Genomic DNA, 13,068 nt, shown 5'->3' on the forward strand with positions numbered 1-13,068 from the left:
GACCCATCGCGACTCCCCTCGGAGGCGAGGCACGTCGTCGATGCGGCGTGCCTCCTGAAACTCTCGACGCGAAACTCTAGTCTGCGTACCGTGCCTCCTACATCCGCCTCCCCCGGCATTCCCGCAGAGTTCAGCGCGGCCGCCGACTCGGTGAGGCGGTTCGACGCTCGTCACGATCTCTCGATCGACGAGATCCCGGCCCCGACCGGGCTGGCGCCGTTCGCCGTCGCGCTCGCCGCCGACATCGCTCCGGCCCGTCACGGTCGCGACTCCGATCTGGGAACGGGCCGCTTCGTGTTGCTCTACGACCCGAGCGAGCCCGAGGAATGGGGCGGTTCGTTCCGCATCGTCTGCTTCGCCCAGGCACCGTTGGAGACCGACATCGGCCTCGATCCGTTCTTGGCCGACGTGACCTGGTCATGGCTGATCGATGCGCTCGACGAACGCGGCGCCTCCTACAGTGCGGCGTCGGGCACCGCCACGAAGATCATCTCGACGGGTTTCGGCGAGCTTGCTCGACAGGGCGACGGCGCCCAGGTCGAGCTTCGCGCATCGTGGACGCCCGTCGGCCTCGACATGCGCGCGCACGTCGAGGCCTGGGGCGACGTGCTCTGCCTGCTGGCAGGCATCCCGCCCCTGCCCGACGGGGTGCGCCTCATCAGCCACAGGAGAACATCGCGTGACTGACTACGACGTCGTCGACTCGCCCGAGAAATACCGTCATGCGATCGATGCGCTGAGCGCAGGGACCGGTCCCGTCGGAGTCGATGCCGAGCGCGCATCGGGCTTCCGCTACTCGCAGCGCGCCTACCTGATTCAGATGTTCCGTCGCGACGCCGGGGTCTTCCTGTTCGACCCTCCCGCGCTCGGCGGGCTCGCTCGGTTGCAGGATGCCGTGGGCGACACCCCCTGGATCCTGCACGCGGCGAGCCAGGACCTGGCCTGCCTCCGAGAGGTCGGCCTCGACCCGGCGACGATCTTCGACACCGAGCTCGGGGCGCGACTTCTCGGCTTCCCGAGGGTCGGACTCGGCACGATCGTCGAAGAGCTGCTTGGCATCCACCTCGCCAAGGAGCACTCGGCAGCCGACTGGTCGACGCGACCGCTCCCCCAGTCGTGGCTCACCTATGCCGCACTCGACGTCGAGCTGCTCGTCGACCTCATGGAGGCCGAGCAGGGACTTCTGGCCGACGCCCACAAGGAGGTGATCGCCGAACAGGAATTCTCGTTCGAGCTCACCAGATCGCCGAAGCCCGCGCGGAGCGAACCGTGGCGGCGACTCTCGGGCGTGCACTCGATCCGTGGACTGCGCAATCTCGCCGTGGCACGGGAGCTGTGGAACGCCCGCGACGCCTTCGCGCGCGAGAAAGACGTGGCGCCTGGTCGTCTTCTGCCGGACGCCTCCATCACGGCAGTCGCACGCACGATGCCCGCCAGCAAACGGGAGCTCGCAGCGCTGCGCGAGTTCACGGGCAGGGCGAGCCGCACTGAGATCGATCGATGGTGGGATGCCGTCTCCCGCGGCAGATCGACGGACGACCTGCCGGTGCTCCGCGGCTCGGGTGAGAGCATCCCGCCGCCTCGCGCATGGGCCGACCGCAACCCGGAAGCGCACGCCCGTCTGCAGAGCGCACGTGCCGTGGTGACAGCGGAGGCCGAGACGCTGAACCTTCCTGTCGAGAACCTGCTGTCGCCCGAGACGTTGCGGCGACTGGCATGGACTCCCCCGTCGCACGTCGACGAGACATCCATCGCCGAGGCCATGCTCGCGGCCGAGGCACGTCCGTGGCAGGTGGAGGCGACGGCAGCGAAGGTCGCAGAGGCGTTTGTGGAAGCGGACCAATCCCCCGTCGTGAGGCCCGAATCCGGTTCGTAGGTTCGCTCAACCGATTCCTCACGCTCAGGTCCGGTTTTTAGGATCGTCACGAGACCTGACATGGGAGGCGAAGTGGCCGAAAGAGCTGACGTTCTGTTCGTCGACGGGGTGCGTACCCCGTTCGGACGCGCGGGCGAGAAGGGCGTGTACTGGAACACGCGAGCCGACGATCTGGCGGTGAAGTCGATCGTCGGACTGCTGGAACGCAATCCTGGACTGCCCAAGGACAGGGTCGACGATGTGGCGATAGCTGCGACGACGCAACAGGGCGACCAGGGGCTCACTCTCGGACGCTCCGCCGCGATCCTGGCCGGACTTCCGACGACCGTGCCCGGGTTCGCCATCGACCGCATGTGCGCTGGCGCGATGACCGCAGTGACGACCACCGGCTCGGGCATCGCCTTCGGCCAGTACGAGGTGGTGATCGCGGGCGGTGTCGAACACATGGGACATCACCCCATGGGTCAGGGCGTCGACCCGAACCCCCGGTTCGTGGCCGAGCGACTCGTCGATCCGGCTGCGCTCAACATGGGCAACACGGCCGAGCGGCTGCACGATCGCTATCCCGAGCTGACGAAGGAGCGCTCCGACCGGTTCGGGATGCGCAGCCAGCAGAAGGTGGCCGCGGCGTACGCGGCGGGCAACATCCAGCCCGACCTGGTGCCGGTGTCGTACCGCACCGAGGAGGGCTGGGGCCTCGCCACCGAAGACCAGGGGATGCGCCCCGAGACCACCATGGAGGGCCTCGCCACCCTGAAGACCCCGTTCCGTCCGCACGGGCGAGTCACCGCTGGCAATGCCTCCCCCCTGACAGATGGCGCCACCGCTGCACTGCTCACCTCCTCTCGCGCGGCGAAGGAATTCGGGCTCACCCCGAAGATGCGCATGGTGTCGTTCGGATTCGCCGGTGTCGAGCCCGAGGTGATGGGTCTCGGTCCCATCCCCTCCACGGAACGTGCGCTGAAGAACGCCGGACTGAGCATCGACGACATCGGACTCTTCGAGCTGAACGAGGCGTTCGCCGTGCAGGTGCTGAGCCTGCTCGACCACTTCGGCATCGACGACGACGACCCCAGGGTGAACCCGTGGGGCGGCGCGATCGCGATCGGGCATCCTCTCGCCGCCAGCGGCGTTCGACTGATGATCCAGTTGGCCCGTCAGTTCGAGCAGCACCCCGAGGTGCGTTACGGCCTCACCGCGATGTGCGTGGGGCTCGGCCAGGGCGGCTCCGTCATCTGGGAGAACCCGCACCACAAGAAGTACGGAAAGTGAGCACGAGCGTGACCGACTATTCGACGATCGACTTCTCCGATCTGCTCGCCTTCGCCGACGACGAGGTCGTCACCCACAGCTATGTGCGCGACGTCCGGCTTCCGTCCGGCAAGGTGCTCGCCCTCGTGACTCTCGACAACGGACGGGACCACACCCGACCGAACACCTTCGGTCCCGTGGGGCTGCTCGAGCTGGCGAAGACCTTCGACGACCTGACGGCCAGGGCGGCAAGGGGCGAGATCCACGCCGTGGCCACGACGGGCAAGCCGTTCATCCTCGCTGCCGGTGCAGACCTCTCGAAGGTCGCCGAGGTTCCGAGCCGTGACATCGCCAAGAAGCTCGCGCAGCTCGGACACTTCGTGCTGAGCAAGCAGGCGAAGTTCGGCGTCCCGAGCTTCGTGTTCATCAACGGCCTGGCGTTGGGCGGTGGGCTCGAGCTGCCGTTGAACGCCGACTACCGCACGATCGACTCGTCGGCGGCCGGCATCGCGCTCCCCGAGGTGTTCCTGGGTCTCATCCCCGGGTGGGGCGGCACGTTCCTGCTGCCGAACCTGATCGGCATCGAGAACGCGCTCAGGGTCGTCATCGAGAACCCGCTCAAGCAGAACCGCATGCTGAAGGCGAAGGATGCCTTCGACCTCGGCATCGCCGATCGCATCTTCTCGCCGGTGAACTTCCTCGAAGACTCGATCCGATTCGTCGACGGTGTGCTGACCGGCAGCGAGAAGGTCGAGCGCAAGAACACGCCGGGCAAGCTGGAACGGCTCGCCAAGTGGGACATCGCGATCAAGATCGCGCGGGACTCCGTTGCCTCGAAGCTCGGTACGGTGCCACGGTCGCCGTTCAAGGCGCTCGACCTGCTGAAGGCGGCGAAGAGCGGCGACAAGGAGGCGTGCTTCGCGCTGGAAGACGACGCCCTCGCCGACCTGATCGCGGGCGACCAGCTGCAGGCATCCATCTACTCGTTCAACCTCGTGCAGAAGCGGGCGAAGCGGCCGGCAGGCGCGCCGGACAAGGCCCTCGCGAAGAAGGTGACGAAGGTCGGCGTGCTCGGCGCAGGCTACATGGCCAGCCAGTTCGCGCTGCTGTTCCTCCGGCGACTCCAGGTGCCCGTCGTCATCACCGATGTCGACCAGGAACGTGTCGACAAGGGCGTCGCCTACATCGTCGACGAGATCGGCAAGCTCCAGGACAAGGGACGCGTGTCGTCCGATGAGGCGAACCGGCTGCGGGCACTCATCCACGGAACGACCGACAAGAGCGAGTTCGCCGAGTGCGACTGGGTGATCGAGGCGGTCTTCGAGGAGCTCGGTGTGAAGCAGGATGTCTTCGCCGAGATGGAGAAGATCGTGGCGCCCGATGCTGTGCTGGCCACCAACACGTCGAGCCTGTCGGTCGACGCGATCGGGGCCAAGCTCGCGCATCCGGAGCGACTGGTGGGCTTCCACTTCTTCACCCCCGTCGCGGTCATGCCGCTGATCGAGGTCGTGAAGGCACCGAAGACGGATGACGCCACGCTCTCGACCGCGATGGTCACTGCGGCCAGGCTCAAGAAGAATGCGGTGATCACGGCCGACACACCCGGTTTCGTCGTGAACCGAGTGCTCGCGAAGCTCCTCGGCGAGGCGATGTACGCCGTCGACCAGGGCACGCCGTTCGAGACCGTCGACAAGGCGATCGCTCCCCTGGGCCTTCCGATGGCTCCATCGGTGCTGCTCGACCTGGTCGGCCTCAAGGTCGGCGCGCACGTGCTCGACACTCACCACGCCGCGTTCCCCGACCGGTTCTACCGCAGCGAGAACCTGCACAAGCTCGCCGACTACGGCAAGCTGCTGGAGAAGGACGCCAAGGGCAACGTGAAGGGCTTCGACAAGGGAGCCCTGAAGTCGATCACCACCGGCTCGAGCCCGCTGTCGGAGGAGCAGATCCTCACCAGGCTGCAGGATGGATTGGCGGACGAGATCCACCGGATGCTCGCCGACGACCATGTCGTGGCCGCGCCGGAGGACATCGACCTGTGCATGATCCTCGGTGCAGGCTTCCCGTTCCAGATGGGTGGCGTCACGCCGTACCTCGACCGTGTGGGTGCGAGCGAGCGAGCGTTCGGCGACACCTTCCACCACCCGGTGATCAGGGGCGTCGGCGCGTAACGGAGACCAGACGGTCAAGGGGCTTCCGACGTTGTCGGGAGCCCCTTCTGTCGCGTTGTGCCAGTCGCTGCGCTACGACGTGATCAGTCCCGCGACGCAATGACCGGCTGGCTGCCGGTGTCGTTGGAGACTCCACGCGCATAGGGAAGCTTGGAGCCCAGCACCATGCCCATCACGTCGTGCGCGATGTGCTGGGGAGTCATTCCGGATCGTTCCATGATGTCGGCTCGTGAGCCGTGCTCGAGGTACTCGTCGGGCAGGCCCACCTCGGTGACCGCGGTGTCCACGCCCGCCTCACGCAGGTCCTGCCGGATGCGCGTACCGATTCCGCCGACTCTGATTCCGTCCTCGATGCAGACGACCAGGCGGTGGTCCGCCGACATCGTGATCACGCTCTTCGGCACGGGCACCACCCAGCGCGGGTCCACGACGGTACAGCCGATGCCCTGGGCGCCGAGTCGCCGTGCGACGTCCAGTGCTGTGGATGCCATGGCCCCGACCGCGACGATCAGCACGTCGTGCGCGGGGTCCTCAGCCAGCACGTCGACGCCGTCAGCGCTGCGGCGCAGAGCGACGATGGGATCGGGAACGGCTCCCTTCGGGTAGCGGACGACGGTGGGGGCATCCTGCACCGCCACCGCCTCGGCGAGCTCTTCGCGCAGGCGCTCGCCGTCGCGCGGCGCCGCGATGCGGATGCCGGGCACCACCTGCAGCGTTGCGAGATCCCAGATGCCGTGGTGGCTCGGACCGTCCGGGCCCGTGACGCCGGCGCTCGCGAGAACGAAGGTGACGCCGGCCTTGTGGAGTCCGACGTCCATCAGCACCTGATCGAACGCGCGGTTCATGAAGGTCGCATAGAGCGCGACGACCGGATGCAGGCCGCCGAAGGCCATACCGGCGGCGCTCGTGGCGGCGTGCTGTTCGGCGATGCCCACGTCGATCACGCGCGTCGGGAACCGCTCGGCGAACCGATGGAGGCCGACAGGGCGGAGCATGGCCGCCGTGATGCCGACGAGCCGGTGATCCTTCTCGGCGAGCCGCAGGATCTCATCGGCGAAGACGGCGGGCCACATGACGCCGGAGGCGCGCTGGATGGGTACGCCCGTCTCCGGATCGATGGGGTTGACGCTGTGGAACTGGTCGGCGTCGTCACGGCGCGCGGGCTCGTATCCGCGCCCCTTCTCCGTGATGGCGTGCACGATGACGGGCGCGTCGTACGCCTTGGCCTGTTCAAGGGCCTCGGTCAGCGCGTCGATGTCGTGACCCTGGACGGGGCCGATGTACTTGATGTCGAGGTTCGAGTACAGGGCCTCGTTGTTCGAGAACCGGGAGAGGAACCCGTGGACCCCGCCGCGGATGCCGCGGTACATCGCGCGTCCCGGTCCGCCGAGCTTGTCGAAGGCCGCGCGCGAGGTGAGATACAGGCTCTTGTAGCCGCGGCGGGTGCGCACGGTGTTCAGAAAGCGGGCCATGCCGCCGATGGTCGGAGCGTAGGAACGACCGTTGTCGTTCACGATGATGATCAGACGGCGGTCGTTGTCGTCGCTGATGTTGTTGAGCGCTTCCCATGTCATGCCGCCCGTGAGCGCGCCGTCTCCGACGACGGCGATCACGAAGCGGTCGCGCTGCCCCGTCATCGTGAACGCGCGTGAGATGCCGTCCGCCCACGAGAGCGAACTCGAGGCATGAGAGGACTCGACGATGTCGTGCTCCGACTCGCCTCGCTGGGGGTAACCGGCCAGGCCGCCGGTCTGGCGGAGCGTGGAGAAGTCCTGCCTCCCGGTGAGCAGCTTGTGCACGTACGCCTGGTGTCCGGTGTCGAACACGATGGCATCCCTGGGCGAATCGAAGACCCGGTGCATGGCGATCGTGAGTTCGACGACGCCGAGGTTCGGACCGAGATGGCCGCCGGTCTTGGCGACATTGGCGACGAGGAAATCGCGCACCTCCTCCGCCAGTTGGGAGAGTTGCTCCTTCGAGAGAGCGTCGAGGTCGCGAGGACCTCTGATCGTCTCGAGAAGGGTCATGCGGATCACCTTTCGCTCCTGCCCACCGAGTCTACGCATCGCACCTGCACAGACGCGGGACCGGGATTGTCATCCCGGTCCCGCGTCTGATGCCGAATGCGTCTACGCCACGAGACTCCGCAGCACGTACTGCAGGATGCCTCCGTTGCGGTAGTAGTCCGCTTCACCGGGGGTGTCGATGCGCACGACGGCATCGAACTCGATCGGCTGCTTGCCCTGGGCGGAGTGCTCGCTCGGAGCGGCCGTCACGTGGACCGTCTTCGGGGTGCTGCCGTCATTGAGCTCGGTCAGCCCGCTGATCGAGAACACCTCCGTGCCGTCGAGACCCAGGCTGTCGGCCGACTCGCCGTTCGGGAACTGCAGCGGAACAACGCCCATGCCGATGAGGTTGGAGCGGTGGATGCGCTCGAAGCTCTCCGCGATGACCGCGCGAACACCGAGCAGCGAGGTGCCCTTTGCAGCCCAGTCGCGCGACGACCCGGAACCGTACTCCTTGCCCGCGAGAATCACGAGCGGGGTGCCTGCTGCCTGGTAGTTCTCGGAGGCGTCGTAGATGAACGACTGCGGGGCATCCGCCTTCGTGAAGTCGCGGGTGTAACCACCCTCCACTCCGTCGAGCAGCTGGTTCTTGAGGCGGATGTTCGCGAACGTTCCGCGGATCATGACCTCGTGGTTGCCGCGACGCGAGCCGTAGGAGTTGAAGTCCTTGCGCTCCACGCCGTGCTCCGTGAGGTAGTGACCGGCCGGGCTGTCCGCCTTGATCGAACCAGCGGGGCTGATGTGGTCGGTCGTGACCGAGTCGCCGAGCTTGGCGAGCGCACGTGCATCTGCGATGTCGGAGACGGGGGTGGTCTCGAGCGTCATGCCGTCGAAGTACGGAGGCTTGCGCACGTAGGTGGAGACCGCATCCCATTCGAACGTCGATCCGGTCGGCGTGGGCAGCGAACGCCACCGCTCGTCGCCGTCGAAGACGCTCGCGTACTCCCTGGTGAACATCTCCTGGTTGATCGACGAGTCGATCGTGTCCTGCACTTCGGCGGCATCCGGCCAGATGTCGGCAAGGAAGACGTCCTTGCCGTCCTGGTCGATGCCGAGGGCATCCGCCTCGAAGTCGAAGTTCATCGACCCTGCGAGGGCGTAGGCGATGACCAGCGGCGGGCTGGCGAGGTAGTTCATCTTGACGTCGGGGTTGATGCGACCCTCGAAGTTGCGGTTGCCGGAGAGCACGGCCGTGACGGCCAGATCGCTGCCGTTGACGGCCGCGGAGATCTCCTCCGGCAGCGGCCCCGAGTTGCCGATGCAGGTCGTGCAGCCGTAGCCGACGAGGTAGAAGCCGAGGTCTTCGAGGTAGCCCGTGAGGCCGGCCTTCTCGTAGTACTCCGTGACGACCTTCGAACCCGGCGCGAGCGTGGTCTTGACCCACGGCTTCGCCTTGAGGCCCTTGCGCGCAGCGTTGCGGGCCAGCAGGCCCGCGGCGAGCATGACCTCGGGGTTCGAGGTGTTGGTGCACGACGTGATGGCGGCGATGGCGACGGCGCCGTGATCGATGGTGAAGTCGCTGTCGCCCATCGAGACCTGCGTGGGCTTCGACGCGGTGTGCGGAGCGTGGCTCTTGTGGTGGTGCTGGTGGATGCTGCGGGCATCCTCAGGGCTCAGCTCACCGGGGTCGGACGCCGGGAACGACTCCGCGATCGTGAGATCGACGAGGTCGTGGTCGATCTGCGCGTAGTCGTGCAGGTCGGTGTTGAACTGCTCCTTCGCGTGGCTCAGCTCGATGCGGTCCTGCGGGCGGCGGGGTCCGGCGATCGACGGCACCACGGTGCCGAGGTCGAGCTCGAGGTACTCGCTGTAGACCGGCTCGGACTCCGGGTCGTGCCAGAGGTGCTGTGCCTTCGAATACTCCTCGACCAGGCGCACCTGGTCTTCGGAACGACCGGTGAGGCGCAGGTAGTCGAGCGTGACGTCGTCGATCGGGAAGATGGCGGCGGTCGAGCCGAACTCCGGGCTCATGTTGCCGATGGTCGCGCGGTTGGCGAGTGGCACCTGGGCCACGCCGGCTCCGTAGAACTCGACGAACTTGCCGACGACGCCCTGCTTGCGCAGCATCTGCGTGATGGTGAGAACGACGTCGGTCGCGGTGACGCCCGCGGGGATGGTGCCGGTCAGCTTGAAGCCGACCACCTTCGGAATGAGCATGGACACGGGCTGGCCCAGCATGGCCGCCTCCGCCTCGATGCCGCCGACGCCCCAGCCCAGAACGCCGAGGCCGTTGACCATGGTGGTGTGCGAGTCGGTTCCGACCAGCGTGTCGGGGTAGGCCTGGACCACGCCGTCCACCTCACGGGTGAAGGTGACGCGCGCGAGGTGCTCGATGTTGACCTGGTGCACGATGCCGGTTCCCGGCGGCACCACCTTGAAGTCGTCGAAAGCGGTCTGCCCCCAGCGCAGGAACTGGTAACGCTCGCCGTTGCGCTCGTATTCGAGCTCGACGTTGCGCTCGAAGGAGTCGAGCGTGCCGAACACGTCGGCGATGACGGAGTGGTCGATGACCAGCTCGGCGGGGGCCAGCGGGTTGATCTTCTTCGGGTCGCCGCCGAGGCTGCTCACGGCCTCGCGCATCGTGGCGAGGTCGACGATGCACGGCACGCCGGTGAAGTCCTGCATCACGACCCGGGCCGGGGTGAACTGGATCTCCGTGTTCGGCTCGGCCGACGGCTCCCAGTCGCCGAGTGCGCTGATCTGCTCCTTGGTGACGTTCGCGCCGTCTTCGGTGCGGAGCAGATTCTCCAGCAGAACCTTGAGGCTGAACGGAAGCTTCTCAAAGCCCGGCACCGCCTCGATCTTGAAAAATCTCGTAGCTCGACGAGCCCACCGTGATGGTGTCTCGTGCTCCGAAGCTGTTCACTGCAGACACGCTGCCCTCTCCTTCGTCGGCACCGGGAGCGACCGTCCCGTCCGATTACATTGTGCTGATCGGCGGGTGGGACTCTCCAGCAAGGCGGGCCTTACCCGGCGTCGGCCGAGGCATCCCCGCACTCGCAAATTTATCTTGATGTCGAGATAACTCTAACACCAGCCCTGGTCAGCCGGCGGACGGCTCCTCGGCCGCCTTCGGCGGGTAGACGGCTCGTGCGACCAGCCACGACACCAGCACGAGCGTCGCGTACAGCGGCAGCCCCATCAGGAGCTTCGTGAAGCCGAGCGCGACCGTGAGCCCGGCGAAGTAGAGGGGCAGCTGCACGGCGAGCCTGCCGGCGAACAGCGCGAGCCAGCATGCCGTCAGCACCTGCATCGCACGCCGCTTCGCCCGGTCGTTGCGCCAGGCGACGCCGTCGCCCATGAGGTATCCGACGATCAGTCCGAGCGCCGGCCAGCCGACCAGCATCGAGATCAGCACGGCCAGAGCGTAGGCGCCGTCGATGGCGAAACCGAGCAAGAAGTTGTTGGCGGCATTGCCGGTGAGCAGAGCGAGGATAGCCGAAGCGGCCACGCCGACCAGGCCGGCGACCGCCTGGGTCACCTGTGTCTTCGTGACGACACGGATCATGGTGAACACCAGGGCCACGAGCACGGATGCCCCGAGGGAGACCGGCATCGCGAGCTGCTTCGCCCACGGCTGGTCGATGCTGGTGAGCACGGTGAAGGGGATGAGGAACAGCAGCCCGGGAAGCACGGTCTCGCACATCCCGCGCACGCCGCCCATGGCATCGAACAGGGCTTTCCCCGTCGGGGTCTCCCCCGACTGCAGTGCGGCGAGGCCGGATCTTCCCGCAGCCTCGCCGAGCACCTTGCCCAGCTCGCCGGCAGCCTCGTCGCCACGCTCGGCGTCGGCAGTGGGCCGTTCGGGCGATGCCGGCTCGTTCGAGCCGGTCACGCGTCGCCCGGTGTCGCGGGCATGCGCAGCGGAATGAGGTCGCGCGGCGGCATGGGCTGGTTGCCGCGTACGACGACGATGCTGCGGAACAGCTCATCGATCTCGACGGCCGCGGCCGGGTTGACGGCGGCATCGCCCGCGATCACACCACGCAGGAACCAGCGGGGGCCGTCGACGCCGATGAAGCGCGCGATTCTGGTCTCGCCCGGCACCCCAGGCTCGGCGATCGGGATCTCGGCGACCAGCTCAGGTCCGAAGGTTCCCTCGCGTTCGCTCGTGCGTCCGCCCTGGCGTTGGATCTGGTCGGCGATCTGCGCGCGGATCTCGTGCCAGAGGCCGGACGACCTCGGCGCGGCGAACGGCTGGACCTGCAGCGTCGAGCCGGCGAAGTCGAGTCCGACGGCGACCACGCGCTGCGTGTCCTCCTCGACCTCGAGTCGGAGCTGAAGACCGTCGCGCGGCAGCACCTTCACGCCGCCGAGGTCGATGTAGGGGCGAACCGGGTTCGCCTCGGTGTCGTCGAGTGGCCCGGCGGTCTCACGATCGGCCGGAGTCGACTTCTCCCAGTCGTCCGGGGCGATGTCGCCTGTGTCGCTCACGCGTTGTCTCCTGACTGCAGTGCTGAGTATCCCGTGGAGCCGAAGCCGTTCACGCCGCGCACGCTCTCCGGCAGGGCATCCACAGGCACGAAACGTGCGCGCGTCACCGGCATCACGATGAGCTGGGCGATGCGGTCGCCGGCCGCCACCGTGTACGGCTCCCGGACGTCGGTGTTGAGCAACGTCACGCGGATCTCTCCGCGATATCCGGCGTCCACGGTGCCCGGGGCGTTGACGACGGTGATGCCATGCTTTGCAGCCATGCCGCTGCGGGGAACGACGAACGCCGCATACCCCTCCGGCAGTGCGATGGCCACTCGGGTGCCGACGGTTGCACGCTCCCCCGGCGCGAGAGTCACGTCGTCGGCGGAGCACAGATCGGCCCCTGCATCGTCGTGGTGCGCATATGCGGGAAGCGAAGACGCCATGGTCAGCACGTCGACGGATTCGGTCACGTGTCGAGGGTAGTGCAGAACTCTGGTCGAATAGACCCATGTACGTGTACCGAGAGCGGCTGTGGGCCGCCCCCTGGCTGTTCGTCGCGACGGCGCTCGTGATCCCCGCCAGCATCATCGTCTTCGCGCCGATCAACATGCTCGCGGGGATCATCTGCGCGATCGTCCTCTACGCCGGATGCGTGATCGGGCTCATCGCCGGCTCCCCCACCATCGAACTCACAGCAGACGAGCTGAGGGCGGGACGCGCTCAGATCGAGCGCCGCTATCTCGGCATCGCCGAGTCGTTCGACGGCACCGAGGCGTCGTTGCAGCGCGGGCGGCTGCTGGATGCCCGCGCCTGGCTGCTCATCCGCGGCTGGGCGACCGCCGTGGTGCGGGTGCCCATCCTCGATCGTGACGACCCGACGCCGTATTGGCTGCTGTCGACCAGGCATCCCACCGAGCTGGCCCGCGCCCTCAACGACAGAGCCGGCGACAACCTGCCGCCGGCTCCACATTCCTGAATGAAGACGTCAGGCCGCGCACTCCACGCAGATCGGTCCCAGCTTGGTCTCGTGATCGATCTGCGAGCGGTGCTTCACGAGGAAGCAGCTCACGCACGTGAACTCGTCGGCCTGCGGAGGCAGGACGACGACGTCGAGATCGATGTCGGAGAGGTCTGCGCCGGGAAGCTCGAATCCACCGGGGTTGTCGGCATCGTCAACGTCGACCACCCCGGACATCTTGTCCGGCACCCGCTCTTTGAGGGCCTCGATCGACTCGGAGTCGTCGTCGGTCTTACGCGGGGCGTCGTAATCGGTTGCCATTCCCAT

The 13,068-nt window shown here is 67.2% G+C and carries 10 protein-coding genes and 1 pseudogene; 5 read left to right on the forward strand and 6 right to left on the reverse strand.

Annotated elements, in window-relative coordinates:
- Window positions 1–90: 90 nt before the first annotated feature.
- The 4 genes from FPZ11_RS02895 to FPZ11_RS02910 all read left to right on the forward strand — a co-directional run bounded on the left by FPZ11_RS02895 (window position 91) and on the right by FPZ11_RS02910 (window position 5,298).
- A complete protein-coding gene (locus FPZ11_RS02895; RefSeq protein ID WP_146318218.1) occupies window positions 91–687 on the forward strand; it encodes a DUF3000 domain-containing protein in 597 nt (198 codons plus the stop codon).
- Window positions 680–1,876 (forward strand): HRDC domain-containing protein, encoded by a 1,197-nt coding sequence (locus FPZ11_RS02900; RefSeq protein ID WP_146318220.1) that lies wholly within the window; start codon window positions 680–682, stop codon window positions 1,874–1,876. Before FPZ11_RS02895 ends, FPZ11_RS02900 begins: the two co-directional genes overlap by 8 nt.
- 72 nt (window positions 1,877–1,948) lie before the next feature.
- The gene (locus tag FPZ11_RS02905) at window positions 1,949–3,148 is read left to right on the forward strand and encodes a thiolase family protein (protein ID WP_146318222.1); all 1,200 of its coding nucleotides are present in this window, start codon (window positions 1,949–1,951) and stop codon (window positions 3,146–3,148) included.
- 8 nt (window positions 3,149–3,156) lie between these two features.
- Entirely contained in the window at window positions 3,157–5,298 is a 2,142-nt protein-coding gene (locus tag FPZ11_RS02910; protein WP_146322658.1) for a 3-hydroxyacyl-CoA dehydrogenase NAD-binding domain-containing protein, read from the forward strand.
- Window positions 5,299–5,381: 83 nt separating this feature from the next.
- Here the strand turns inward: FPZ11_RS02910 and dxs are convergent, their stop codons facing one another.
- The 5 genes and pseudogenes from dxs to dut form a co-directional block, all read right to left on the reverse strand.
- Window positions 5,382–7,325 (reverse strand): 1-deoxy-D-xylulose-5-phosphate synthase, encoded by a 1,944-nt coding sequence (dxs, locus tag FPZ11_RS02915; protein ID WP_146318224.1) that lies wholly within the window; start codon window positions 7,323–7,325, stop codon window positions 5,382–5,384.
- A 102-nt stretch (window positions 7,326–7,427) separates the two neighbouring features.
- Window positions 7,428–10,239 (reverse strand): annotated as a pseudogene (acnA, locus tag FPZ11_RS02920) (aconitate hydratase AcnA).
- Window positions 10,240–10,407: 168 nt separating this feature from the next.
- The gene (locus tag FPZ11_RS02925; protein WP_146318226.1) at window positions 10,408–11,199 is read right to left on the reverse strand and encodes a DUF3159 domain-containing protein; all 792 of its coding nucleotides are present in this window, start codon (window positions 11,197–11,199) and stop codon (window positions 10,408–10,410) included.
- On the reverse strand, window positions 11,196–11,798 hold the full coding sequence (locus tag FPZ11_RS02930; protein ID WP_146318227.1) for a DUF3710 domain-containing protein: 603 nt from the start codon (window positions 11,796–11,798) through the stop codon (window positions 11,196–11,198). The genes FPZ11_RS02925 and FPZ11_RS02930 overlap by 4 nt, the downstream gene beginning before the upstream one ends.
- Entirely contained in the window at window positions 11,795–12,253 is a 459-nt protein-coding gene (gene dut / locus FPZ11_RS02935; RefSeq protein ID WP_146318228.1) for a dUTP diphosphatase, read from the reverse strand. The genes FPZ11_RS02930 and dut overlap by 4 nt, the downstream gene beginning before the upstream one ends.
- A 38-nt stretch (window positions 12,254–12,291) precedes the next feature.
- On the opposite strand from dut, the gene FPZ11_RS02940 reads away from it, so the two are divergent.
- Window positions 12,292–12,759 carry a DUF3093 domain-containing protein gene (locus FPZ11_RS02940; RefSeq protein WP_146318229.1) on the forward strand — a complete coding sequence of 156 codons (468 nt, stop codon included), beginning with the start codon at window positions 12,292–12,294 and terminating at the stop codon, window positions 12,757–12,759.
- A 9-nt stretch (window positions 12,760–12,768) separates the two neighbouring features.
- On the opposite strand, the gene FPZ11_RS02945 is transcribed toward FPZ11_RS02940, so the two are convergent.
- Window positions 12,769–13,062 carry a DUF4193 domain-containing protein gene (locus tag FPZ11_RS02945; protein WP_146322659.1) on the reverse strand — a complete coding sequence of 98 codons (294 nt, stop codon included), beginning with the start codon at window positions 13,060–13,062 and terminating at the stop codon, window positions 12,769–12,771.
- Window positions 13,063–13,068 lie beyond the last annotated feature (6 nt).

It is taken from the genome of Humibacter ginsenosidimutans (assembly GCF_007859675.1).
Classification (GTDB): Bacteria; Actinomycetota; Actinomycetes; order Actinomycetales; family Microbacteriaceae; genus Humibacter; species Humibacter ginsenosidimutans.

Excerpts from the sequence above, each read along its gene's own strand:
- FPZ11_RS02940 (WP_146318229.1), top strand. The coding sequence starts at position 12,292 with ATGTACGTGTACCGAGAGCGGCTGTGGGCCGCCCCCTGGCTGTTCGTC.
- FPZ11_RS02945 (WP_146322659.1), bottom strand. The coding sequence starts at position 13,062 with ATGGCAACCGATTACGACGCCCCGCGTAAGACCGACGACGACTCCGAG.
- dxs (WP_146318224.1), bottom strand. The coding sequence starts at position 7,325 with ATGACCCTTCTCGAGACGATCAGAGGTCCTCGCGACCTCGACGCTCTC.